21 protein-coding genes are annotated in these 23182 nt (G+C 72.7%); 14 read left to right on the plus strand and 7 right to left on the minus strand.

The genetic code is table 11. From position 1 onward, the window contains the following. The first annotated feature begins 111 nt into the window (after nt 1–111). Together AB0M93_RS03535 and AB0M93_RS03540 are read left to right on the plus strand one after the other, a co-directional pair. A complete protein-coding gene (locus tag AB0M93_RS03535) occupies nt 112–2436 on the plus strand; it encodes a beta-L-arabinofuranosidase domain-containing protein (protein WP_364267957.1) in 2325 nt (774 codons plus the stop codon). Nucleotides 2437–2617: 181 nt separating this feature from the next. Next, a complete protein-coding gene (locus AB0M93_RS03540; RefSeq protein WP_364267959.1) occupies nt 2618–4024 on the plus strand; it encodes an endo-1,4-beta-xylanase in 1407 nt (468 codons plus the stop codon). 39 nt (nt 4025–4063) lie between these two features. Here the strand turns inward: AB0M93_RS03540 and AB0M93_RS03545 are convergent, their stop codons facing one another. Continuing rightward, the gene (locus AB0M93_RS03545) at nt 4064–5266 is read right to left on the minus strand and encodes a helix-turn-helix domain-containing protein (RefSeq protein ID WP_364267961.1); all 1203 of its coding nucleotides are present in this window, start codon (nt 5264–5266) and stop codon (nt 4064–4066) included. Nucleotides 5267–5434: 168 nt separating this feature from the next. Between AB0M93_RS03545 and AB0M93_RS03550 the strand changes: the two genes are divergently transcribed. The 7 genes from AB0M93_RS03550 to AB0M93_RS03580 are packed head-to-tail and all read left to right on the plus strand — an operon-like array spanning nt 5435 to nt 12310. Beyond that, on the plus strand, nt 5435–5692 hold the full coding sequence (locus AB0M93_RS03550; RefSeq protein ID WP_364267963.1) for a phosphopantetheine-binding protein: 258 nt from the start codon (nt 5435–5437) through the stop codon (nt 5690–5692). Further along, nucleotides 5689–6930 (plus strand): beta-ketoacyl-[acyl-carrier-protein] synthase family protein, encoded by a 1242-nt coding sequence (locus tag AB0M93_RS03555; RefSeq protein WP_364267965.1) that lies wholly within the window; start codon nt 5689–5691, stop codon nt 6928–6930. Before AB0M93_RS03550 ends, AB0M93_RS03555 begins: the two co-directional genes overlap by 4 nt. Nucleotides 6931–6950: 20 nt before the next feature. Next, nucleotides 6951–7955, plus strand: a complete 1005-nt coding sequence (locus tag AB0M93_RS03560) for a ketoacyl-ACP synthase III (RefSeq protein ID WP_364268907.1) — start codon at nt 6951–6953, stop codon at nt 7953–7955. After that, complete coding sequence (locus AB0M93_RS03565) at nt 7952–8710, plus strand: glycosyltransferase (RefSeq protein ID WP_364267967.1); 759 nt, start codon at nt 7952–7954, stop codon at nt 8708–8710. Before AB0M93_RS03560 ends, AB0M93_RS03565 begins: the two co-directional genes overlap by 4 nt. Continuing rightward, nucleotides 8707–9888: a cytochrome P450 gene (locus AB0M93_RS03570; RefSeq protein WP_364267969.1), complete on the plus strand. Its 1182-nt coding sequence runs from the start codon at nt 8707–8709 to the stop codon at nt 9886–9888. Before AB0M93_RS03565 ends, AB0M93_RS03570 begins: the two co-directional genes overlap by 4 nt. Further along, on the plus strand, nt 9885–11423 hold the full coding sequence (locus tag AB0M93_RS03575) for a class I adenylate-forming enzyme family protein (RefSeq protein ID WP_364267971.1): 1539 nt from the start codon (nt 9885–9887) through the stop codon (nt 11421–11423). Before AB0M93_RS03570 ends, AB0M93_RS03575 begins: the two co-directional genes overlap by 4 nt. Further along, nucleotides 11420–12310, plus strand: a complete 891-nt coding sequence (locus AB0M93_RS03580; protein WP_364267973.1) for an NAD(P)-dependent oxidoreductase — start codon at nt 11420–11422, stop codon at nt 12308–12310. Before AB0M93_RS03575 ends, AB0M93_RS03580 begins: the two co-directional genes overlap by 4 nt. A 13-nt stretch (nt 12311–12323) precedes the next feature. On the opposite strand, the gene AB0M93_RS03585 is transcribed toward AB0M93_RS03580, so the two are convergent. Beyond that, a complete protein-coding gene (locus AB0M93_RS03585; RefSeq protein WP_364267975.1) occupies nt 12324–13529 on the minus strand; it encodes a pentapeptide repeat-containing protein in 1206 nt (401 codons plus the stop codon). Continuing rightward, complete coding sequence (locus tag AB0M93_RS03590; protein WP_364267977.1) at nt 13526–14125, minus strand: TetR/AcrR family transcriptional regulator; 600 nt, start codon at nt 14123–14125, stop codon at nt 13526–13528. Before AB0M93_RS03590 ends, AB0M93_RS03585 begins: the two co-directional genes overlap by 4 nt. Before the next feature lie 125 nt (nt 14126–14250). Between AB0M93_RS03590 and AB0M93_RS03595 the strand changes: the two genes are divergently transcribed. Then, on the plus strand, nt 14251–14787 hold the full coding sequence (locus AB0M93_RS03595) for a hypothetical protein (protein ID WP_364267979.1): 537 nt from the start codon (nt 14251–14253) through the stop codon (nt 14785–14787). Here AB0M93_RS03595 and AB0M93_RS03600 read toward each other — a convergent pair. Beyond that, nucleotides 14775–15350 carry a TetR/AcrR family transcriptional regulator gene (locus AB0M93_RS03600; RefSeq protein WP_364267981.1) on the minus strand — a complete coding sequence of 192 codons (576 nt, stop codon included), beginning with the start codon at nt 15348–15350 and terminating at the stop codon, nt 14775–14777. The genes AB0M93_RS03595 and AB0M93_RS03600 overlap by 13 nt on opposite strands. A gap of 100 nt (nt 15351–15450) precedes the next feature. Here AB0M93_RS03600 and AB0M93_RS03605 point away from each other — a divergent pair, with 100 nt between their 5' ends. From AB0M93_RS03605 to AB0M93_RS03620, 4 genes are all read left to right on the plus strand, one after another. After that, entirely contained in the window at nt 15451–16500 is a 1050-nt protein-coding gene (locus tag AB0M93_RS03605) for an aldo/keto reductase (RefSeq protein WP_364267983.1), read from the plus strand. A 61-nt stretch (nt 16501–16561) separates the two neighbouring features. Next, a complete protein-coding gene (locus AB0M93_RS03610) occupies nt 16562–17062 on the plus strand; it encodes a hypothetical protein (RefSeq protein WP_364267985.1) in 501 nt (166 codons plus the stop codon). A 200-nt stretch (nt 17063–17262) separates the two neighbouring features. Next, nucleotides 17263–19989, plus strand: coding sequence for a BTAD domain-containing putative transcriptional regulator (locus AB0M93_RS03615; RefSeq protein ID WP_364267987.1), 2727 nt, complete (start codon nt 17263–17265; stop codon nt 19987–19989). Nucleotides 19990–20150: 161 nt separating this feature from the next. After that, the gene (locus AB0M93_RS03620) at nt 20151–20522 is read left to right on the plus strand and encodes an STAS domain-containing protein (RefSeq protein ID WP_364267989.1); all 372 of its coding nucleotides are present in this window, start codon (nt 20151–20153) and stop codon (nt 20520–20522) included. Between the two features lie 85 nt (nt 20523–20607). Here the strand turns inward: AB0M93_RS03620 and AB0M93_RS03625 are convergent, their stop codons facing one another. From AB0M93_RS03625 to AB0M93_RS03635, 3 genes are all read right to left on the minus strand, one after another. Further along, nucleotides 20608–21621, minus strand: coding sequence for a toll/interleukin-1 receptor domain-containing protein (locus AB0M93_RS03625; protein WP_364267991.1), 1014 nt, complete (start codon nt 21619–21621; stop codon nt 20608–20610). A 104-nt stretch (nt 21622–21725) separates the two neighbouring features. Beyond that, the gene (locus tag AB0M93_RS03630; protein WP_364267993.1) at nt 21726–22076 is read right to left on the minus strand and encodes a UBP-type zinc finger domain-containing protein; all 351 of its coding nucleotides are present in this window, start codon (nt 22074–22076) and stop codon (nt 21726–21728) included. 61 nt (nt 22077–22137) lie between these two features. Continuing rightward, the gene (locus AB0M93_RS03635) at nt 22138–23154 is read right to left on the minus strand and encodes a LysR family transcriptional regulator (RefSeq protein ID WP_364267995.1); all 1017 of its coding nucleotides are present in this window, start codon (nt 23152–23154) and stop codon (nt 22138–22140) included. Nucleotides 23155–23182 lie beyond the last annotated feature (28 nt).

Below are 23182 nucleotides of genomic sequence, written 5' to 3' on the forward strand. Positions count from 1 at the left end.
GCTGCTTGTGCACCGGACTGGCGCCCAATCACCGCTCGGGTCGTGACAGCGGGGAATGTTAGCGCTAACGTGCCATCCGCGTCCTCCACTCAGCGACGATCGGAGAACCCGGTGAACTCCTCCTTCACCCGGCGGCGACTGCTGCAAGCCGCCGGAGCCACCGCCCTCGCCTCGGCCGCCGGACCGCTCATCGGCAGGCCGCTCGCCCGGGCGGCCACCGATCCCGTCCGCTCGGACATCGGGGTGGCCGCCGTCCCGTTCGACCTCGGCCAGGTGCGGCTGACCGCGAGCCGGTGGCTGGACAACCAGAACCGGACGCAGAACTACCTGCGCTTCGTCGACGTCGACCGGCTGCTGTACAACTTCCGGGCCAACCACCGGCTTTCCACCGGCGGCGCGGCCACGAACGGGGGCTGGGACGCACCGAACTTCCCGTTCCGCAGCCACGTCCAGGGCCACTTCCTGACCGCGTGGGCGCAGCTGTGGGCCGTCGCCGGTGACACCACCTGCCGGGACAAAGCGACCTACATGGTGGCGGAACTGGCCAAGTGCCAGGCCAACGACGGCGCGGCCGGCTTCGGCACCGGGTACCTGTCCGGCTTCCCCGAGTCCGACTTCACCGCCCTCGAGGCCGGGAACTTGTCGAACGGCAACGTCCCGTACTACTGCATCCACAAGACCATGGCCGGGCTGCTCGACGTCTGGCGGTACGCCGACAGCACGCAGGCCCGTGACGTGCTGCTGAACCTCGCCGGATGGGTCGACCGGCGCACCGGACGGCTCAGCTACAGCCAGATGCAGTCGGTGCTGAACACCGAATTCGGCGGCATGAACGCCGTGCTGACCGATCTCTACCAGTACACCGGCGACTCGAGGTGGCTGACCGTCGCGCAGCGGTTCGACCACGCCGCCGTGTTCGACCCGCTGGCGGCGAACCGCGACCAGCTCAACGGCCTGCACGCCAACACACAGGTCCCCAAGTGGATCGGTGCCGCCCGGGAGTACAAGGCGACGGGCACCACCCGCTACCGGGACATCGCCACCAACGCGTGGAACATCACCGTCGGCGCGCACACCTACGCCATCGGCGGCAACAGCCAGGCCGAGCACTTCCGCGCCCCCAACGCCATCGCCGCGTACCTCAACCAGGACACGTGCGAAAGCTGCAACACCTACAACATGCTCAAGCTGACCCGGGAGCTGTTCGAGCTCTACCCGGACCGCGCCGACCTCGCCGAGTACTACGAGCGGGCGCTGCTCAACCAGATGATCGGCCAGCAGAACCCGGCCGACAGCCACGGGCACATCACCTACTTCAGCTCGCTCAACCCGGGCGGCCGCCGCGGCCTCGGCCCGGCGTGGGGCGGCGGCACGTGGAGCACCGACTACAACTCGTTCTGGTGCTGCCAGGGCACCGGCGTGGAAACCCAGACGAAGCTGGCGGACTCGATCTACTTCCACACCGACACGACGCTGATCGTGAACCTGTTCCTGCCTTCGGTGCTCACCTGGACCCAGCGCGGCATCACCGTCACCCAGACCACGTCCTACCCGGCGAGCGACACGACGACGCTGACGGTCACGGGCACCGCGAGCGGCAGCTGGGCCATGCGCATCCGCATCCCGAGCTGGGCCGCCGGGGCGACGATCAGCGTCAACGGCGTCGCGCAGAACGTCACCGCCACCCCCGGCAGCTACGCCACCCTGACCCGGTCCTGGGTCTCCGGTGACGCGGTCACCGTCCGGCTGCCGATGCAGCCGGTCCTGCGGCCCGCCAACGACAACGCGAACGTCGCGGCGGTCACCTACGGCCCGGTGGTCCTGGCCGGCAACTACGGTTCCAGCACGTTGAGCGCCTTGCCGACGCTCGACCCGGCGTCGATCACGCGGACCAGCACCAGCTCGCTCGCCTTCAGCGCCAAGGCCAACGGCTCGACGGTCAACCTGGTGCCCTTCTACGACGCCCAGGGCTTCAACTACACGGCCTACTGGAAGACCGGCGGCAGTTCCGGCGGGACGACGTCCCGGCTCGTCAACGTGGGCAGCGGGCTGCTGCTCGGGATCGAGAACATGTCCACCGCCGACGGCGGCCGCGCGCTGCAGTGGTCGGACAACGGGACCGCGGACCACAACTGGGAGATCGTCACCGACGGGACCGCCGTCCGGTTCCGCAACGCCAACAGCGGCAAGGTGCTCGGCGTCCGTGACATGTCGACGGCGGACAACGCCCAGGTCCTGCAGTGGTCGGACAACGGAACGGCCGACCACCGCTGGACGGTCGTCGACCAGGGCGACGGCACGGCGAAGATCCGCAACGTCAACAGCGGCAAGCTGCTGACGATCGAGAACAACTCGACCGCCGCCGGCGCGTACGCCGCGCAGGGTCCCGACAGCGGCGCCGCCGCCACCCGGTGGCGGATCGTCCGCAACGGCTGAGAAGGGCCGGGCCGGCCGGAGGGGTGACCCCCGGCCGGCGCCGGCCGCGACTCCGCGGTGAGGCCGGGCTCCGGTGATCGGGTGCAGGTAATTTTCACGCTTTCGAAAGTTGGCCGAAACTTTTTGCGTGGCCGCCGAACGCCGTGTTGTGCTGGCCTTCCAGCCCGGAAGGAGACCACGGATGGCAGAAAGTTCCCCGGACCCGCGCCGCCCACGGCGGTGGTGGCGGTCGCCGGCCACCCGAGTTCTGGCGGGGGTGACCACCCTCGCCGCGACCGCGGCGGTGCTGGTGGCGGCGCCCGGTGCGGACGCCGCCGCGAGCACGCTCGGGGCCGCGGCCGCCCAGTCGGGCCGCTACTTCGGTACCGCGATCGCCGCCGGCCGGCTCGGCGACTCGGCGTACACCACCATCGCGGCGCGCGAGTTCAACATGGTGACGCCCGAGAACGAGATGAAGCCCGACGCGACCGAGCCCAACCAGAACCAGTTCAACTTCTCGGCAGGCGACCAGGTCTACAACTGGGCGATCAGCCACGGTTCCCGGGTCCGCGGGCACACCCTCGCCTGGCACGGGCAGCAACCCGGCTGGATGCAGAGCATGAGCGGCAGCGCGCTGCGCAGCGCGATGATCAACCACATCCAGAAGGTGATGGCCCACTACCAGGGCAAACTCGCCTACTGGGACGTGGTGAACGAGGCGTACAACGAGGACGGCAGCCGTCGTCAGTCGAACCTGCAGGGCACCGGCAACGACTGGATCGAGGTCGCGTTCAAGACCGCGCGCGCCGCCGACCCGTCGGTCAAGCTCTGCTACAACGACTACAACATCGACAACTGGAACTACGCCAAGACCCAGGGCGTCTACCGCATGGTGCAGGACTTCAAGTCCCGCGGTGTGCCGATCGACTGCGTGGGCCTGCAGGCCCACTTCACCGGCGGCAGCTCCGTGCCGAGCAGCCTCCAGACCACGATCTCCAGCTTCGCGGCGCTCGGCGTCGACGTGGCGCTGACCGAGGTCGACGTCACCAACGCGAACACCTCGCAGTACTCGGCGCTGACCCAGGCGTGCATGAACGTCGCACGCTGCGTCGGCATCACCGTGTGGGGCGTGCGGGACAGCGATTCCTGGCGCTCCAGCGAGAGCCCGCTCCTGTTCGACGGCAGCGGTAACAAGAAGGCCGCCTACAGCTCGGTGCTGAACGCCCTCAACGCCGCCTCGCCCACGACGTCGACCACCCCGACGGGTCCCACGACCCCGACCACCCCGACCACCCCCACAACTCCGACGACACCGACCACCACGCCCACGACCCCGGGCGGGGGCAGCTGCTCGGCCACGCTCTCGGCCGGCCAGTCCTGGGGTGACCGGTACAACCTCAACGTCTCGGTCAGCGGTTCCTCGTCGTGGACGGTCACGATGAACGTGCCCAGCCCCGAGCGGATCAGCACCACCTGGAACATCAACGCCACCTGGCCGAGCAGCCAGGTGCTCATCGCGACTCCCAACGGCAGCGGCAACAACTGGGGTGTCACGATCATGACCAACGGGAACTGGACCTGGCCCAGCGTCAGCTGCAGTTCTTCCTGACCGGCGTGGGTGACTCGCCCGCGGGCTTCCGCGGGCGAGTCACTCGCGTCGCAGGTGGTCGTGGGCCAGCAGGGCCAGGCGGCAGCACAGCTGGTGGCGGTCGTCCTCCAGGGACGCACCGGTGAGCTGTTCCAGCTTGCGCAGCCGGTTGAGCACCGTGTTCCGGTGGCAGTACAGCAGTTCGCCCGCGCGGGTGGGGGAGCGGTCCGCGCGGAACCACGCCCGCAGGGTGTCCAGGAGCACCCGGCGTTCCTCGTCTTCGAGGTCCAAGACCCGGCCCAGGGTCCGGGCCGCCAGCCGGTGGGCCAGCCGCGGGCTGGCCACGACCAGCGCCTCGGGCAGCCGCTCGTCGAGCACCGCGAGGCCCGGCGCGTCCGGCGCCTGCGTGGACAGGGCGATTTCGGCCAGCTGGTAGGCGATGCCGATCTCGGCCAGGCCGTCGACCTCGCCGGAGAGACCCGCCCGGTGGTGCAGGTGCGGCGCCAGCAGACCGGCCAGCCGCTCGGCGGTGACCCCGCCCAGCTCGACCAGCCACACCACCCGGTCCCGGTACGGCGCCACGACCACGCGCACGCCCAGCGCCGCCAGCCCGGGCACCGGCGCCGGATCTTCGGCGCCCAGGTCGCAGACCACCAGCACCACGACGTACCGGCCGTGCCCGGGCAGGCCGAGGTCGGCTTCGGCGTCCGCGGCCACGGCCGGGTCCGCGCCGCGGCCCTCGACGAGCACCCGGACCAGCCGCTCCCGGCGCCGGTTCGCCCGCGTCTGCAGCTGGATCTCCCGCGACCGGTACCCCTCGACCATCGCCGTCGAGACGCGGTCGGTCGCCTGCCAGAGCACCATCACGCTGTCGACGAACTCGGCCAGCTCGTCCGGTGACCGGCGGCGGGCCGCGGCCAGCAGCATCCCCCACAGCAGCTCGGTGCCGAGCCGGAACAGGTGCAGCACCGCCTCGAGGGGAACGCCCTGTTCGGCGCGGCGGCGGCCGGTCGCCAGCGGGGCCGCGATCCAGTCGGCCCGCGTTTCGAACCCGTCGGTGATGAGCACCAGCGCGCTGCGGGCGTTGTCCATGAACGACTGCCGCATGTCCGCGGGCGCCACCCAGTCGCCGTGGGCGTAGAACGTCTTCTCCTCGACAGCACCCCGCTCGACCAGCCGGTCGGCGAACACGGGCAGCTCGGTGAGGACGACGGTGGCCACCTCGCGGATGACCCTCCTGGACGCGTGCGGATGGCCCGGCATCCGCCGACCCTAGCGCCGGCGGGCTGGGCGGGAGCCGCGAACCGGTTGTGCGCGGCGCACAACCGGCCCGGAAACGGCCCCACCCGTCAGCTGTCGGTCAGCGGCCGTTGCCAGCGTGCACGTCGTGGCCGCCCGGCCCGCGCAACCCCACCCGTGAGAGGTAGCCCCGTGAGCCCTTCCGACGACATCGAGCGCACCCTGGTCCAGCTGATCCGGAAGGTGTCCGGCACCGACCCGCTGGCGATGTCCGCCGGCCGCCCGCTGACCGGCCTGTCGCTGCGCGAGGAACTGGACATCGACTCCCTGGCCATGGTCGAGCTCACCGACGAGATCGAAACCAGCTACGGACTGACGATCCCCGAGGACGGCCTGCACCGGCTGGAGACGTTCGGCGACGTCGCCGACTACCTGCGCGCCGCTGCGTGAACAGCTTGTCCCGCAACGACATCGAGGTCGTCGTCACCGGCGTCGGCGCGACCACCCCGCTCTGCGGCGACGTGCCTGCCACCTGGCGGGGACTGCTGGAGGGCCGCTCGGGGGCGTCGGTCCTCGACACCGAGTGGACGCGGGAGCACGACTTCCCGGTGCGGATCGCCGCGCGGCTGGCGGTCGAGCCCGACCTCGACCACGTCGAGCTCAAGCGGATGGACCGCGCCGAACAGCTGGCCGTCGTCGCGGCCCGGCAGGCGTGCCGGGACGCGGACCTCACCGACGGCACGGTGGCACCCGACCGGTGCGGCGTGGTGATCGGCACCGGGATCGGCGGCGCGTCGACCCTCGTCACCCAGCACGACGCCCTGCGGGAGCGCGGCCTGCGGGCGGTGTCGCCGCAGCTGATCCCGATGGTGATGCCCAACGGGCCGGCCGCGCTGGTCGGGCTCGCGCTCCGGGCGCGGGCCGGGGTGCACGCGCCGATGTCGGCGTGCGCGTCCGGGGCCGAGGCGATCGCCTGGGCGTGGCGCATGATCATGGCCGGCGAGGCCGACGTCGTGGCGGCGGGCGGAACGGACGCCTGCATCACGCCGGCCATCATGGCGGGCTTCGCGCGGGCGCGGTCGATGAGCACCCGCAACACGAGCCCGGAGACGGCGTCCCGCCCGTTCGACGCGGACCGCGACGGCTTCGTGCTGGGGGAGGGGGCCGGCGTCCTCGTGCTGGAGCGCGCGGACTTCGCCGCCGCGCGCGGCGCGAAGGCGTACGGCAGGCTCGCCGGCGTGGGCATGAGCAACGACGCCCACCACATCACCGCCCCCGACCCCGACGGCACCGGGCAGTGCACCGCCATCACGGCCGCGTTGCGCCGCGCGGGACTCGAAGCGGGCGACATCGGGCACGTGAACGCGCACGCGACGGCCACGCCGCTGGGCGACCTGACCGAGAGCACCACGATCCGGCGCGTCCTCGGCGACGGGCCGGTGGTGACCGCACCGAAGGGCGCGCTCGGCCACCTGCTCGGGGGATCCGGTGCGGTGGAGGCGATCGCGACCGTGCTGTCCGTCCGCGACGGCTTGGTGCCGCCCACGGCCAACCTGGCCACGCTCGACAGCCGGATCGGCCTCGACGTCGTGGCCGGCGCGCCCCGCGAGGTCCGGCTCACCGCGGCGATCAGCAACTCGTTCGGCTTCGGCGGGCACAACGTGTCGTTGGCTTTCACCGGCGCCTAGGGAAGGACACTGTCTTGAACGTGACGATCGGCGGCGTGTCCGCCTACCTGCCTCCGGCCCTGGTCGCCGACCGGGAGATCGAAGACCGCATCGGCCGCGAGAGCCCCGGTTTCACGCCCCGGCCGGGTGCCATCGGCAAGCTCAGCGGGATCCGGACGCGGCACCGGGCCGCCGAGGGCGAACAGGCGTCCGACCTCGCCGTGACGGCGGCCGCGAAACTGCTGTCCGAGACGGGGCTGGCCGCGTCCGATGTGGACCTGATCCTGTTCGCGTCGGCCTCCCAGGACCTGATCGAGCCGGCCACGGCGCACGTCGTGGCCGCCAAGCTCGGCGCGACCTGCCCGGTGTTCGACGTCAAGAACGCCTGCAACAGCTTCCTCAACGGGATGCAGGTCGCGGAGTCGCTCATCCTCAGCGGGCAGTACCGGCGCGTCCTGGTCTGCACCGGCGAGACCGGCTCCCGGGTGGTCCGGTGGTCGGTCGCGGACCGCGAGCAGTTCGTCGACTCCCTCGCCGGGTACACGCTGTCCGACGCCGGCGCCGCGATGCTGCTGGAGTCCTCGGCCGGCCCCGGCGTCTTCTACCGGGACTTCACGGCGGACTCGGCGCGCTGGCACGTCAGCTCGATCCCGGGCCACGGCGGCGCGAACTCCCGCGACCCGGTCGCCGACGGCTACATCCGCGGCGCGGGCCGCACGCTGATGGAGTCCGTCGTGCGGGGCATCCGGCCGCAGCTGGACGCCGCGCTGGCCCGCACCGGGCTGGCCCGGGAGGACTTCGCGGTCTTCTTCGTGCACCAGGTCGGCGTGCCGCACCTGCGGGTCTTCGTGGAGCACAGCGGGGTACCGGAGGAGCAGCTCGTCGTGACGATCGCCGACCACGGCAACGTGGCCTCGTGCAGCCTGCCGCTCCAGCTGAGCCTGGCGCTGGAGTCCGGCCGCTGCGGGCCCGGCGACAAGATCGCGTTCATCGGGCTGGCCGGCGGCACCAGCATCGGCGTCCTCTTCGCGGAGCTGCCCTCATGAGCGAACGGCTGTGGGTCGTCATCCCCGCGTACAACGAAGAAAAGTGGATCGAAGGCCCGCTGCGCTCGCTGGCCGCCCAGCGGTACCGCGACTTCACCGTGCTGGTGGTGGACAACGCGAGCACGGACGCGACGGCCGACGTCGTCCGCGCGTTCGCCGCCGATCACCCGGAGATGGACGTCCGGGTGATCGGCGAACCGCAGAAGGGCACCGGCGCCGCCTGCGACACCGGCATGCGGCACGCGATCCGCCTCGGCGCCACCCACCTGGCCCGGACCGACGCGGACTGCCTTGTCGCTCCACAATGGACGGAAGCCGTCCGGCGCGGGTTCGCTTCCGGGCTGGAACTGGTCGCGGGCCGGTTCAAGGCGCGCACCGACGACTTCGCCGTGCCGCGGTCCGAACGGGCCGTGCTGGCGTTCCTGGTCGCGTTCGGCGGGTACGCCGCCCGGTTCAAGCGCGCCAACCGGGGGCCGGAGTACACCGGGCCGTACCTGTTGTGCGCCGGCGGGAACACCGCCATCACCGCGCGCCTGTACGAGCGGTGCGGTGGCTACCCCAGGACGGCCATCGAGGAGGACCACGAGGACCGCACGCTGGTGAACCGCGTCCGGCGCGTGACCCGGGCCTACGGCAGGCGGCGGGACATGGTCGTGTACTGGTCGCAGCGGCGCACGAAGGCGTGGGGCATCCGCAACACCTTCGCCTGGTACACCAGCCACGGCTACCGGGGCGAGACGGTGGACGTGCGATGAGGGCGGCCGCGCACGAGCTGCGGGTGCAGCTGGCGGCGCACCCGCTCGCGTACCCGGTGATCCGCCTGCTCGGGCGGTTCGGCCCGGTGGTGCGGGTGCCCGGGCTGGGTGTCGTCGTGAACGAGGCGGCGGTGGCCAGGGAGGTGCTGACCGACACCGGCACCTTCCGCAGCGGCGGCGGCACCGAGGCGGACCTGTGGACGCCGGTGTTCGGCCCGTCGATGCTGGTCAACATGGACGGCCCGGAGCACCGGGCGATGCGGCGCAAGCTCGCGGAGTTCTTCACGCCGTCCTACGCCGGCCGGCTGGTCGAGGCGGTGTGCGCGGAACCGCTGGCCCGGGTGGCCGAGACGCTCGGCCGCGGCCGTCCGGTGGACGTCGTGCGCACGACGAAGATCGTCGCGGGTGCCGTGACCAGTGCGCTGGTCGGGTTCACCGTCACCGGCTCGACGGCCGAGCGGGAGGCGGCGTACCTGCGGATGGCCGGGCAGGCGACGGCGATCATCGGCCTGGTCAAGCTGGGCAGGCTCAGCCTGAGCGCCCAGCAGATCGCCCGGGCCCGCGCCATCGTCGCGGAGATCGGCACCACGACCTCGCGGGCCTGGGCGGCGGGCGACGAGAACACCGCCGTCGGCCGGATGCGCAGCTTCGGGCTGACCGAAGCCGAGGCGTGCGGGCTCGCGTCGGCGTTCCTGATCGCGGGCACCGAGACGATCGCCGGCCTGCTGCCCCGGCTGGTCGCGGTGCTGCACGACCACGGTGAGCTGGCCGGCGTCGCCGCGGCGCACCGGGCCGGTGACCCGGCGCCGGTGGCGGCCGCGATCGCCGAGACGGCCCGGCTGATCACCCCGGCCCCGATCATCCTGCGCAACGCGGTGCGGCCGGGCCGGATCGGCGGGGTCGCGGTGCGGCCCGGGGACCGGGTCGTCGTGTCGACGCTGAACTGCGCCCGGGCGCTCGGCCGGTTCGACCTCGGCCGCGCGCACCCGCCGCAGCTGCGGCACCTGTGGTTCGGGGCGGGGCCGCACTTCTGCCTCGGCTACCCGCTGGCCATGGCCGAGATCCACGCCGTGCTCGGCACCCTGTTCGACCACGCCCCGCTGCGGGTCACCGCCCGCCGGGCCGAATCCGGCGTGCTCTTCCCCGCCTACCGCCGACTGGAGGTCAGCCGCGCATGAACGACCTGGTGACCCGGTTCCTGGACACGGCCGCCGAACGGCCGGACGAGGTGGCCGTCATCGACCCGGACGGCCGGACGGCGACGTTCGGCGAACTGCGCCGGCTGACCCTGGAAGTGAGCACCGGCCTGCGGGCCGAGGGCTTGGCTCCCGGCGACGGCGTGCTGTTCGCGGTCCGGAACTCGGCCACCGCGATCGGCCTGTTCCTGGGCTTGCTGCGGGCCGGCGCGGTGGTCATCTCGGCGGACACGGCGGTCGGGCCGGCGCTGGTGTCGGCGCGGATGCGCGCGTACCGCCCGCGCTGGCTGATCGCGGAGTCGCTGTTCTTCACCACCAGCGTGGTGGGACCGGTCCGCGCGTTCTGCCGTCGCCGCGGCTGGCCGGTGCCGGACCTCCGGCAGCCGCTCGCCGACCCCGGTGTCCGGACCGTCCACATCGGACGCCGGCTGCCCGGCGTGCCGCGCTCGGCCCTGGCGCTGAAGGACCTCTTCGACCGGATGCCGTCCGCCGCCCCCGAACCGGATGCGGACGCGCCCGCGCTCGTCGTGTTCACTTCGGGCACCACCGAGCAGCCGAAGGGGGTCGTGCACTCGCTGCGGACCCTGACCGCGGCGGTGACGATGCTCGGCGAGTACCTTCCGTTCGCGCCCGGGGACGTGATGCACGCGGACGGCATCGTGGCCGGCCTGCCCGCGCTGCTGGGTGGCGCCCGGCTGTCCCTGCCGAAGCCGTCCGCGTCGCCGAAGCGCTTCGCCGAGGACCTCGCGACCCGGCGGGTGACCCACGCCTACGGGGTGCCGGTGCACCTGGCGGAGGTGTGCCGGGTGCTGCCGCGGTGGCCGGACCACGTCCGCCACCTGGTGATGGGCTCGGCGCCGGCGGCCCCGGCCGTGCTGCGCCAGGCGATGGCCGCGGTCCCCGCCGGGCAGGTGCTGTCCGTCTACGCGATGACGGAGGCGATCCCGCTCGCCGTCGCCCGCGCGGAGGACAAGCTGGCGCACATCGAGCGGGGGCTGCCGGGCGACCTGCTCGGCACGCCGTCGCCCGGGGTGAGCGCCCGGATCGCCGCCGACGGCGAACTGCTGGTCTCGGCGCCCAATGCGTGTCTCGGCTACCTGGGTGCGCCGCCGCTGACCGAGCTGGCCACCGGCGACCTGGCCAGGCTGGACGACGCCGGCCGGATCGTCCTGACGGGCCGCAAGAAGGACATGCTCATCCGGGGCTCGTACAACATCTACCCGGGGTTGTACGAGCCGTCGATCGCGCTGCTGTCCGGCGTCCGGGAGGCGGCGATGGTCGGAACGCCCGATCCGGTGACCGGAGACGAGAGCGTGGTACTCGCGGTGGTGGTCGACAGCGACGACGCCGACCCGGCCCGGCTGGTCCGGCGGCTGCGTCGCCGGCTGCCGGAGCTCATCGACGCCGAAGCCGTGCCGGACCGCATCGTGGTCCTGCCGGAACTGCCGCGGTCGGGCCGCTCGCGCAAGCTGGACCGCGGGCGCCTGCGCGAGCTGGTCACCGCGAGCCGGCCATGAGACTGGCGGTGACGGGCGCGACGGGTTTCGTCGGCGGCGCGGTCTGCCGGGCGGCCACGGCGGCGGGCTGGGAGGTCACGGCGTTCGGCCGGCGCCCGGCGGCGGACGCCCGCCACCTGGGCGGCGCCCGGTACCGGCCGTGGGACATCGGCGCGGCCAAGCTGGCGGACCCGCCCGACGTCGACGCGGTGGTGCACTGCGCGGCATCGGCGACCGACACGGGAGTGGCGGACGAGGTGTGGCGGACGAACCTGCTCGGCACCCACCACGTGCTGGTGTCGTTCCCGGACCGCCGGATAGTCCACGTGAGCAGCGCCAGCGTGTACGACCCGTACCGGCCGACGGTGCGGGCGAAGGAGCACGAAGCCCCGGTCAGCCGGTACCTCAACGCGTACGCGGCAGCCAAGGCGGCGGCCGAACGGCTCGTGCTGGCCATCGCCGACGACCCGGTGATCTTGCGCCCGCACGCGGTGTACGGCCCCGGAGACACGACGCTGCTGCCTCGCCTGCTGGAGAACGTCCGAGCGGGCCGGTTGCTGGTGCCGGGCAACGGCCGGGTCCTGGTCAGCATGACGGCGGTGAGCAGCGTGGCGCGCGCCTGCCTCCTGGCGGCGGCCGGTGACGCGGTGGGGGTGTTCAACATCGCGGACAGCGACCCGATTTCGATCGACCGGGCGTTGCGCGGCTTGCTGGCCTCGGCGGGGGTTCGAGCCCGGCCGCTGTACGTGCCGGCAGCGCTGTTGTCCCCGTTCGCGCGGGTGTTCCCGGGTGGGCGGTTGAACCGGTACGTGATCAGCCAGTTCGCGATGGAGCGAACACTGGACATCACGGCGGCGATCGACCGCCTGGGCTACGAACCGGAGCCGACGACGTTCCCGGCGCCTTGAGTGCCGAGGTCTTTCAGAAGCGGCGCGACATGGAGTTGGTGGCAGCGGGGTCGATACGCGCGGCTGTAAGGGCGGCCCTGGTGAGGTATGCACCTTGGAAGTCGATGTCCGACAAGTCCGCGTTGGTGAGGTTGGTGCCGGTGAAGCGGACTCCCCGGAAGCTCGCGCGGGCGGCCCGCACGCCGGCAAGATTCGCGTTGCCGACGATTGCGCCCTCGAGATCGGCGCCTTCCAGCATCGCGCCGGTCAGCCGCGCCAGCGAGAGATCGGCGCGGCGGAGGTTGGCTCCGCGAAGGTTCGCGCCGGCGAGCGATGCCCCCTTGAGATTCATCATGGACAGGTTGGCGCCCGGCAGGAACGCTGCGTTCAAGTCGAGCGCGATGTCGCCGGGCCATGGCCGGAGACCATCGAGCCTCAGGTAGGCGTCCGACGGACGGTGCAGGCAGAGCAGGCGCAGAGCTGTCCGGCGGACTTGGAGTTCTTGAGATCGCGCTTCATGCCGTTCGTGCTCTTCGGGCGTGGCGCCCTCGGACAGTTTGTCGGGCGGGCTGTACTGCATGCGCAGGTAGGCGCAGAACATGTTCAGGATCGTTTCGCGCTGCGACTCGTTGTCCTGGCCCAGCCGGTCGAGGGCGTAGAGGCCGCCCAAACGGACCGATGCCTTCGGCGATCCCAGCTGCTCGACGGCCTTCGCGTACAGCTCGGTGACCCGCTTCTCGGTCGCGTCGAACGTCACGTCGGCTGCGGTCAGTTCTTGATGCGTCTGCCGCCGAACCGCCAGCAGCAAGGCGAAGATGCCGGTTGCGCCGGCCGCGCTGCCCAGACCGGTCTTGATCGCCTCCACCCGGGCCGCGCCGGGATCGCGGGCCCGGTCGGCTTCCCCCAGCAACAGCGTGGTCGCGCCCCACGCGACGCCACCGACCACCAGAGCGGCTCCTGCCACCACCGTCCAGCTGACGCCGACCGGACGGGGAGTCCGGCGGGCCCGGTACCGCGACAACGCTCGTGACAACAGCCGCCACCACAGGCGGACGGTGATCGCCGCAGCGGCGACCAAGGCCGCCAGCTTCCCCAGGAACAGGGGGTGCAAGCGGAGCCAGCGGCCCAAGGCCGGCCAGTCGACCGGCACCTGGGTGACGAGAAGAACCAGTACGGCGACTTCCGCCAAGATCAACACCAGTGCGACCAAACGCGGCTGGTCTTCGATGAAGTCCTTCATACGCGGTGAGTCGTACCGCGCGTCTCTCTCGCTACGACCGAGGCGTCCCGGTACCGCAGAATCCCTTCCACACCAAGCAGGAACGTCTCGCAGATCGGTGCCGGGTCGGTCAGGCAGCCCGCCGCCATCGCGCCGTCGCGGAGGAGGACGAAGTGCCGGGCCGCCGGCTCCGGGGCCGTCTCGCCCGTTGCCGCGAGCAACTCCGTCACCGTGCTCAGGAACCACTCGCGGTGGGTCAGGACCGCCTGGTGCACCGGGTGGGCCGGGTCCGGGTACTCGGCCGCGGCGTTGAGGAACGCGCATCCGCGGAACCCGGGGGAGCGGATGCCGTCGGCGATCGTCGCCGCTACCGCGCGGACGATGTCCGCCGGTTCGTCCGCTGTCGCGCGGGCCGCGTCGACCTGGGTGCGGATGGCTTTGTCCGCTTCGGACAGGTACGCCACCAGCAGGTCGTCCTTGCTGGGGAAGTGGCGGTAGAGCGTGGCGCGGGTGACGCCCGCGTCGGCGATGACCCGGTCGATGCCGACCGAGTGCAGTCCCTCGGTGTAGAACAGCCGGCTCGCCGACGCGAGCAGCCGGGCTCGGGCTTCGGACACCAGTACTCCTGCCTCGCGGACGCTTCCTCCGCAGCCTAGCAGATAGAACGGTCGGTCTTGACGGCGTCGATGTCCGCTGCCATAGTCGGCAACGAGACAGATCGTTCTATCTACCGGGAGGGCTCATGACCACCGAAATCGCACCGTCCCTGCGACGGCTCTACTTCGTCCGCTTCGCCTTCGCCCTGGTCTGGGCGGGCCTGCTGTTCGTGACGGCGTCGAGCCTCGGGCCGGTCAGCGTCGCGCTGCTGGTGCTGTACCCGCTGTTCGACGTCGCCGCCGCGCTGGTCGACGCACGCACGTCGAGGACGGGCACGCTGTATGTGAACGTCGTGATCAGCCTGCTCGCCGCGGCCGGCCTGGCCGTCGCCGCCGCGTCCGGGATCCCCGGCGTCCTGCGCGTCTGGGGCGCCTGGGCGATCGTGGCCGGCGTGGTCCAGCTCGTCGTCGGCGTCGCCCGGCGCGCCCTCGGCGGACAGTGGCCGATGATCCTCAGTGGCGGGATCTCCGTGCTGGCCGGGGCTTCCTTCGTCTTCCAGGCCACAAAGGACGGTGCCTCGCTGGCGCCGCTCGCCGGTTACGCGACGCTGGGCGGCGTCTTCTTCCTCGTCTCCGCGCTGCGGCTGGGGACGCGGGACCGTCGCGCGGCTCAGGTCGGCTGAGGCGGCGCCTGCAGGCCCGAGAACACCGCGGCGATCAGGCGCCGCCCCTGTGCGGCGCCTTCGTCGTCGTTCGCGACGCGCCACAGGAAGCTCATCAGCATGATGATGTCGGCCGGGTCGTGCCCGGGGGCGATCGTGCCCTCGGCCACGCACGCCTCGACGAGCTTCGCCACCGCGGCCGCCGCCGGGGCCCCGGCGGCGCGGATCAGGTCCTGGGCCGCTTCGCTGTGCAGCGCGTCGCCCAGGCCGTGCTTGATGCGGATGTAGGCGGCGAGCGTCTCGAACCACTCGACGAAGGCGGCCTTCGCCGACGCGTGGCGCGTCAGGACCTCGTCGGCGGTGGTGGTCAGGCGCTCGATGTCGTGCCGGTAGGCCGCGAGGATCAGGTCTTCGCGGGTGGGGAAGTGGCGGTAGAGCGTGCCCGCGCCGACGCCGGCGCGCTTGGCGACCTCGCTCAGCGGCACGAGCGGATTCTGCGCGAAGAGCTCGTGCGCGGCCTCGATGATCGCGACACGGTTGCGCGCGGCGGCCTTGCGCTGGGTGCCGTACGTCCCGTCGGTCATGCCCCGATCATGCCCCATCTTTGACATGCGGAGAATCCTCCGCTAGCTTGGCGGCTACTTGCGGAGAATCCTCCGCGAGTTTTCGTCCAGGAGACTCCCCATGCGTTACGTGAAGCTCGGCACCACCGGCCTGGACGTCTCGCCCATCGCGGTCGGCGCGATGAGCTACGGCGAACCCGACCGCGGCCACCCCGTCTGGTCGCTCGGCGAGGCGGAAGCGCGCCCCCTGATCAAGCACGCGCTGGACGCGGGCATCAACTTCTTCGACACCGCGAACATGTACTCGGACGGGTCGAGCGAAGAGATCCTGGGCCGCGCCCTCAAGGACTTCGCGGTGCGCGACGACGTGGTGATCGCGACCAAGCTGCGTCACCCGATGCGTCCCGGCCCCAACGGCCGCGGCCTGTCGCGCAAGGCGATCATGACCGAGGTCGACCATTCGCTGCGCCGGCTCGGCACCGACTACATCGACCTCTACCAGGTGCACCGCAACGACCACGCGACCCCGCTGGAGGAGACCCTCGAAGCGCTCGGCGACCTCGTCAAGGCGGGCAAGGTGCGCTACCTCGGCGCGTCGTCGATGCACGCGTGGGAGTTCGCGAAGGCCCTGCACCTGCAGAAGCAGCACGGCTGGGCGCGGTTCGCGACCATGCAGAACCACTACAACCTCCTGGCCCGCGAGGAGGAACGCGAGATGATCCCGCTGTGCCTGGACGAGGGCGTCGGCACGATCATCTGGAGCCCGCTGGCCCGCGGCCGCCTCGCCCGCGCCTGGGACGACGCGAAGTCGACGGCCCGCGCCTCGACGGACGGCGCGTTCGCCGACATGCTGTACTCGCCCGCGGAGGAGGCGTCGAACCGCGCGATCGTGGAAGCGGTCGGCCGGATCGCCCAGGTGCGCGGCGTGAGCCGGGCCCAGATTGCCTTGGCGTGGCTGCACCGCCAGCCGGTGGTGACGGCCCCGCTGGTCGGAGCGGGCTCGGTGCGGCAGCTGGACGAGGCGGTGGCGTCGCTGGACGTCGTCCTGACCGACGCGGAGGTGCGCGAGCTGGAAGCGCCGTACACGCCGCGCTACGACTTCCAGGGGATTTCGGACGAAGCCGAGCTGGACGCGATCCGGGCCCGCATTCCCGGCATGGCGTTGAAGTAGCGCGGGTCCCGGCTGCGATCATCCCTCCTGCCGAACCACCCCCGCCCGTGGAGGAACACCGATGACCGCACCGGCGCGTGACGCGCTCGTCGCCGTGGCCGGGCTGCTCGCCCCCGGCGTTCCGGAGGTGGCCGCCCGCGCCGCGTCCGCCTGCGATGATCCCGATGGCTACCTCGTCGAGCACGCCGATCGGCTCGACGAGCGGGGCATCGACGAAGCCGGACCGGAGCTGCCGTGGATCGCGCTCGTCGACGCGCTCGACGATCACCGGCTGCTCGCCGAAGTCGACTGGAAAGAAGATCCCGGGGAGATCGCCGGGCAGCTGCAGGCCCTGCGCTCCGCGCCGGCCGCCGCGGAGTTGTGGGCGTCGCTCGGCCGGATCGAGCTGGCGACCCACGAATTCCTCCGCGCCGCGGGGGAGCGCTTGCGCGCCCGGGGAACCGCGCTGGCCGTGCTCGACATCGAGTCCGACTGCTACCCGCTCGTGCTCCTGCCCGCCGAGCGCGCCGATGAGCTGGTCGCCCTCGCCGCGGCCGCCGGGTTCACGGCCGTCGTCTTTTAGCTGGACGGCCGGACGGCCGGCGGTCCCGGTGGAGGGCGCGACCCCCAACGACGCGCCCGCCACCGGGTCGCCCCGGCATTCCCCCTCTTCCGCCGTGGCCCTAGGGTTCCGGACGTCGTCCTCGTTTCGTCCTCGCGCCGCCTCACCTGCGCGTTCCGGATCGCGGACGCGGGGGAAAGCCTTGACCGAGGGGGAATGCGATGAGGTTCCGGATTCTCGGGACGCTGGAAGTGCGCGCCCACGGGGACCGGATCACCCTGGCCAGCCCGCGCCAGCAGCGCGCGCTCGCCGCCCTGCTGCTCAACGCCAACTCCGTCGTGCCGGTGGAGCGCATGGTCGACGCGCTCTGGGAGGACGAGCCGCCCGTGACGGCCGTCAAGCAAGTGCGCAACTCCGTTTCGGCGCTGCGCAGCCGGCTCGGCGAGGCCGGCGCGTCGATCGTCACCGACGGCCCCGGGTACCGGCTGCAGGCCGGCTCCGACGACCTCGACTCCCTCCGGTTCCGCCGGCACCTCGCGGCCGCCCGCGGGCTCGCCGGGCAGGCGAAACTCGCCGACGCCGTCGAGGAGATCCGGGCCGCGCTCGCGCTGTGGCGTGGCCCGGCGCTCGACGGGTTGCGGACGACCACGCTCGCCGGGCGCGCCGCCGTGCTCGACGAACAGCGCGCCGAAGCCGTGGAGCTCTGCGCCGAATGGCAGCTGCGGCTCGGCGAACCGGGGGAGGTCGTCCGCCGGCTGACCGAGTTCTGCGGTGAGCACCCGATCCGCGAGCTGTCCCACCTGCTCCTGATGCGCGCGCTCGCCGAAGAGGGCCGCTACGCCGAGGCGTCGGCGGTCTTCCACGGCCTGCGCCGCCGGCTGGCCGACGAGCTCGGCGTCGACCCGAACCCCGACCTGCGGCGGCTCCACGAGCGGATCCTCGCCCAGGCCACCCCCGCCGAGCCGGACACCCCGGCCGAGCTACCTACCGCGGTCGCCGAACCGCCGCCGGCGCACCACTTCGACCGCGCGGTCGCCGAGCTGGCCGAAGCCGTCACGTGGCAGTGGCGCGCCGAAGCCGAGCTGCGTTCGCTGCACCGGCCGCAGCCGATCGCGCTGCGCTGGTCGGCGGACGTGCGGCCGGGACGGCCGGCGCTGCGCGGCGACCTCGACGACATCGCCGGAACCTTCGCCGCGTTGCCGACGCCGCAGCTGCTCGTGCTCGGCGAGCCCGGCTCCGGCAAGTCGGTGCTGGCGCTCATGCTGACGCTGGAGCTGCTGCGCGTCCGCACGCCCGGCGCCCCCGTCCCGGTGCTGCTGTCGCTGGCTTCCTGGGATCCGCGGCGGGAACACCTCGACCGGTGGCTGGCGGCCCGGCTCGCCGACAACCACCCGGCGCTGCTCACCGCGCGGGAGTACGGGCGCGACGCCCCCACCCGGCTCGTCCTCGGCGGCCACGTCGTCCCGGTGCTGGACGGCCTCGACGAGATGCCGACCGACCTGCGCGTCGCCGCGCTCGACGCACTGGACCAGACCATGGCCGGGGGCCGGGCGCTGGTGCTGACCAGCCGCTCGGCCGAGTACGAGCAGGTCAGGCGCGAATCCGGGCCGGTGCTCAGCGCGGCCACCGTGGTGCGGCTCGAAGCCGTCGACCGGCGGGAAGCGCTCACCTACCTCTCCGCGCGGCAGGGTACCGGGCAGGACCGCTGGCGGCCGGTCGCCGAACGGCTGCGCCGGGAGCCGGGCGCGCCGCTGGGCCGGGTGCTGCGGACGCCGCTGATGGTCGACCTCGCGCGGATCGCCTACGGCCGCCCCGGCGCCGACCCCGCGGAGCTGCTCGACGCCGAGGACGACGGCGTCCTCGAAGGACGGCTGCTCGATTCGTTCGTCCCCAACGCCTACGCGCAGGTGCCGCAGCCGCCGGGCCGCAACCCGCAGACCAGCCCGTCCGGGCGGTACACCGCGGCGCAGGCGGCGCACTGGCTCGGTTTCCTGGCCCGGCACCTCGAGCAGGCACGCAGCCGCGACCTGGCCTGGTGGCAGCTGTACCGGGCCGTTCCGGTCCGGACCCGCTCGGCGCTCGTCGGCGCGCTGGTCGCGGTGTTCTTCGTCGTCACCGGCTGGGTCGACGAAGGCCCGGGGCTGGCCGCGATCTACGGTGTCTCGTTCGGCGGCGCCGCCTACCTGACCCACCGCTTCGGGCGCGCGCCGGAACCGCTGCGCACCGAACTGCGCTTCGCGGGCGCCGCGGGGAAGTTCGCCGGCCGGTTCGCGCTCGGCGCCGTCGTGGGTGTCCTGCTCGGCCTGGGCTGGTCGCTGGCGACCGGCCTGGTCGTCCTGCTGGCGCTGGTGTTCGGCCTGGTGTTCGCGGTGCACGTGTGGCTGGCGAAACCGGTCGACGCCAGCCGCGTGGCCAGCCCGGGGACGATCCTGCGCAACGAGCGGACCGGCGCGATCGCGCTGGCCGGTTCCTTCCTGGTGTCGCTGGGGCTGTTCGACGGGATGGCGTTCGCGTTCACCGCCCAGACGCGGTTCCTGCCGGTGCTGGGCGGCCGGTACGACCTGGCGCTGGCCGTCGCGGGCGGGCTGGCGGGCGCGCTGTTCGGGTTCTTCATGGCCCGCGGCGCCGCCGCGGTGTGCTACGGCCTCGCGGGCGCGATCGCGGGCGGCCAGGTGTTCCCGCCGGCGACGAACCCGGTGCTGCCCTTCGTGGTCGGCGTGTGCTTCGGCGGCGGCATCGGCCTGGCGGTGCTGGTGACGCGCGCGTGGGGCAACTACTTCGTCCACCACGTCTGGCTGGCGGCGACCGGCCGGCTGCCCTGGCGCCTGATGCGCTTCCTGGACGACGCCCACCGCCGAGGCGTCCTCCGCCAGGTCGGCGGCGTTTACCAGTTCCGCCACGCCCGAGTGCAGGAACGGCTCGCGGGCGGGTCCGTCCCCCGAGTGTGACACCTTCGCTCGTTTTCGGTATCCCCGTGTCGGAAATCGGCCGGAAAACGGGCTTGGAAATCGCACGAAAGCGGGAATCGGCAGCGTCCGGTTGCCCTGCCGCCGCCGCGCGGTTTACGTTGGCCCTCCTACCGCACTGAGCCATGATCAGGGGTGATTCGATGCGACAGTGGCGGGTGGACGGCGGCGGTTCGATCGGAATCGACATTACCGTGCGGCGGATCGCGGATTCGGTGACCGTCGTCGCCGTGCGTGGCGAAATCGACAGCTCGAACGGCGAATCGCTGTCCGACGTCCTGCTCGGGGCGCTGCCGGAAACCACCCGGGTGATCGCCGACTTCAGCGCGGTGACGTTCTGCGGCAGTTCCGGCCTGCGGGCGCTGCTGCTCGCGAGCGATGCCTGCGTGGGCTGCGGAAGCGAATTGCTGGTCGTGCCCTCGCCGGTGGTCCGGCGCGCGGTCGAAGTGTGCCGGCTGAGCCCGCTGGTGTGCCTGGCCGCCGCGGAGGACACGGTGACCACTTTGCTGTCCTGACCCGGCCCTGCGGCGCCGGGACCGCATTCGGGGCGCGGGAAGGTCGTCACCGACGCGCTCGGGCCGTTGGCGTCGATCCTCCGGGTCAGGAGCGAGCCGGCGGACGCGGGAGGGAGCGGGGCGGCAGGTGCGGTACCGCGCCGAGCTCGGGCCGCACGTACCGCGGCTGTCCGGTCAGCGCGCGAAGCAGTTCTTCGATGCCGGCGTCGGACAATTCGGTGACGTGGTAGCGGTCGGCGCAGTAGGGCTGCAGGAACAGCGGGATCTCGTCGATCTCGTGGCCCGGCAGCACCACCGGCAGCAGCCGCGCCGTCCACGTGCGCCGGTCCTGGTGCAGCAGGTCGCGGATGGTCGCCGACTCGGCCTGCACACCCCGGTTGTCGCCCGTCTTCGCGAGACCGTCGCCGGCGCGCCGGTAAGCGGGCGAAGCGATGATCAGCACGAAGTCGGCCTTCGTGATCAGGCCGGTCGCCCACGCCTGCCAGTCCTGGCGGCCGGGCCCGGCCCACTGGTCCATGTCGGCGTCGATCCCGTTGCGCACCAGCAGTTCCGCCAGCGTCCGGACGGTTTCCTTGTGGCCGGGATCGTCGTGCGCGTAGGAGAGGAACACCTCCGGGCCGGACACCGGCGGCCGGCACACCACGCGGATCTCCCGCGGCCCGCCACCCGGCCGGAGCACGACCTCGCCGCCGCGCGCGAGCCCCGCCCGCTCCAGGCGGGCCACCACGTCGGCGGTGTCCCGGTCCTGCGGCGCCGCGCCGGGCACGCGGGCGTGCAGCACGAGACCGCCTGCCGTGACTTCGGCCCGCTCCAGGGAAAACACCAGCCGCGCGACGCCGGGCCGGACCGCACTGGCGCCGAGGTGCCGCAGGACGGTCGCGCTGATGGCCCCGAACACGGCGGCGCGGGCCACCGCCGGGTCCACCTGCGCTGCACCGGCGTGGAAATCGAGCAGGCCGTCCAGGGTCGCCCGCAGTTCGGCTTCGGGCGCCCCGAGCGCACCGGCGAGCTCGGCGACGAGCGCGGCATCGATGGTGACCCGGTCGCCGGTCGCGGAGGCCAGGCGGGCCAGCCAGTCGTCGAGCGTCACGGCGGTCATTCAACCGCAGCCGGAATGTCAGCGCGGCGGCGCGGTCGTTCGGCAGACGATGGACGCCGGCTCCAAGTCCGGCGCCTGACCTGCGGGCACTCCAGTGTGGACATTCAGCGGTGGAGGTGCCGGTCCCAGTCCTCCGGGACGCGCTCGGCGGGTCCCGGTGCGGTCTGGGTGAGCGGGCGGTGGGCGGGCTCGGCCAGCGCCGGGCCGGACTCGAACATCACCTCCTCGTCGTAGTCCCAGAACCACTCCTCGCCGGGCTCGAAGCTGCGCACGATCCGGTGGCCGGTGGCCGCGGCGTGGGCGCTGGCGTGCTGGCCGGGGGAGGAGTCGCAGCACCCGATGTGCCCGCATTCCGCGCAGCGCCGCAGGTGGAACCACCAGCCCTGCGGGTCCGCGGCGTCGCACTCCGCGCAGCCCGTGCCGCTGGGCGGCACCGAAGGGTCGATTCCCTGCATCCGAACTCCTCTGCTCGTCCTGCACGCGGCGGCGCGATCGGGGCACGCCGTCAGCGAAAGGCTACGGCCCGCCGCCGTCCGGTGCACCCGGCCCGGCATCCGTCGCCGCGCCCCCCGCGGTCGCGACGGCGAGGTCCTCGGGCGGAGCCCACAGCGGTGCGGCGCCGGCCCGCTCCGGATGCAGCCAGTGGTGGCGGGCCGCTGTCCCGTGCGCGATCTCGAGGAACGCCCGGACGGTCTCCGGCTGCTCGCCGTCGCGCCAGGCGAGTGACCACGGGTAGACCGGCTGCAGCTCCTGCGGCCGGTGGGCCGGGATGCCCGCCGCCGCGTACCGGCGGGCGTAGCTGTCGAACTCCAGCAGGTGCGCGCGGGCCGGGGCGCGGCTGAGCGCCGCGTGGCAGGTGTCGAACGTGCCCGGGTTGCCCAGCCAGTTCAGGGCCAGGCCGGTGTGCCGCTCCAGCGAGCTGAGGTAGTGGCCGTGCACGTTGTACAACGCCGTGCCGGGGGCGTCCGCGAAGACCTCCAGGGGTCGTTCGTGCACCGACACCGACGTCCGGTGCGGGTCGCCGGGCCTGCCGACCAGCCAGAACGGCTCCAGGCGCAGCAGCGCGTGCCGCCAGCCCGCCGGGTGGGCGGCCTGCATCGCGCCGGTGACGCGGATGATCGCCACGTCCAGGTGGTCCTCGAGCAGCGCGGTGAGCTGGCGGCCGCTGTCCATCTGGCTCTGCACGAGCCGGACGCCGGGGTGGGCGGCGAGGAACGCGTCGGCCACCACGCGGCTCGTGTCCAGCTCGAAGATGTGGGCGATCCGCAGGTGGTGCGGCGCCGGTTCGCGCAGCATCCGGTCCGCGGTGGCCAGCAGCTGCCGGGCGAGGTGCAGGAACCGCTCGCCGCGCGGGGTCAGGGCGACGTGGCGGCTGTCGCGCACCAGCAGGGGGCCGCCGACGTCGGCTTCGAGCTTGCGGATCTGCTTGGACAGCGTGGGCTGGCTGATGAACAGCTTGGCGGCGGCCCGCCCGAAGTGCAGCTCGTCGGCGACGGTGACGAAGTACCGCACCAGCCGGAGGTCGAGGTCCATGCGGCCTTCCGCGCGAAGGGGTGGAGCG

It is taken from the genome of Amycolatopsis sp. NPDC051102, assembly GCF_040682815.1.
GTDB lineage: Bacteria > Actinomycetota > Actinomycetes > Mycobacteriales > Pseudonocardiaceae > Amycolatopsis.

Excerpts from the sequence above, each read along its gene's own strand:
- AB0M93_RS03585 (WP_364267975.1), bottom strand. The coding sequence starts at position 13,529 with ATGAAGGACTTCATCGAAGACCAGCCGCGTTTGGTCGCACTGGTGTTG.
- AB0M93_RS03615 (WP_364267987.1), top strand. The coding sequence starts at position 17,263 with ATGAGGTTCCGGATTCTCGGGACGCTGGAAGTGCGCGCCCACGGGGAC.
- AB0M93_RS03575 (WP_364267971.1), top strand. The coding sequence starts at position 9,885 with ATGAACGACCTGGTGACCCGGTTCCTGGACACGGCCGCCGAACGGCCG.
- AB0M93_RS03565 (WP_364267967.1), top strand. The coding sequence starts at position 7,952 with ATGAGCGAACGGCTGTGGGTCGTCATCCCCGCGTACAACGAAGAAAAG.
- AB0M93_RS03610 (WP_364267985.1), top strand. The coding sequence starts at position 16,562 with ATGACCGCACCGGCGCGTGACGCGCTCGTCGCCGTGGCCGGGCTGCTC.
- AB0M93_RS03595 (WP_364267979.1), top strand. The coding sequence starts at position 14,251 with ATGACCACCGAAATCGCACCGTCCCTGCGACGGCTCTACTTCGTCCGC.
- AB0M93_RS03580 (WP_364267973.1), top strand. The coding sequence starts at position 11,420 with ATGAGACTGGCGGTGACGGGCGCGACGGGTTTCGTCGGCGGCGCGGTC.
- AB0M93_RS03540 (WP_364267959.1), top strand. The coding sequence starts at position 2,618 with ATGGCAGAAAGTTCCCCGGACCCGCGCCGCCCACGGCGGTGGTGGCGG.
- AB0M93_RS03570 (WP_364267969.1), top strand. The coding sequence starts at position 8,707 with ATGAGGGCGGCCGCGCACGAGCTGCGGGTGCAGCTGGCGGCGCACCCG.
- AB0M93_RS03605 (WP_364267983.1), top strand. The coding sequence starts at position 15,451 with ATGCGTTACGTGAAGCTCGGCACCACCGGCCTGGACGTCTCGCCCATC.
- AB0M93_RS03545 (WP_364267961.1), bottom strand. The coding sequence starts at position 5,266 with ATGCCGGGCCATCCGCACGCGTCCAGGAGGGTCATCCGCGAGGTGGCC.
- AB0M93_RS03620 (WP_364267989.1), top strand. The coding sequence starts at position 20,151 with ATGCGACAGTGGCGGGTGGACGGCGGCGGTTCGATCGGAATCGACATT.
- AB0M93_RS03625 (WP_364267991.1), bottom strand. The coding sequence starts at position 21,621 with ATGACCGCCGTGACGCTCGACGACTGGCTGGCCCGCCTGGCCTCCGCG.
- AB0M93_RS03630 (WP_364267993.1), bottom strand. The coding sequence starts at position 22,076 with ATGCAGGGAATCGACCCTTCGGTGCCGCCCAGCGGCACGGGCTGCGCG.
- AB0M93_RS03600 (WP_364267981.1), bottom strand. The coding sequence starts at position 15,350 with ATGACCGACGGGACGTACGGCACCCAGCGCAAGGCCGCCGCGCGCAAC.
- AB0M93_RS03635 (WP_364267995.1), bottom strand. The coding sequence starts at position 23,154 with ATGGACCTCGACCTCCGGCTGGTGCGGTACTTCGTCACCGTCGCCGAC.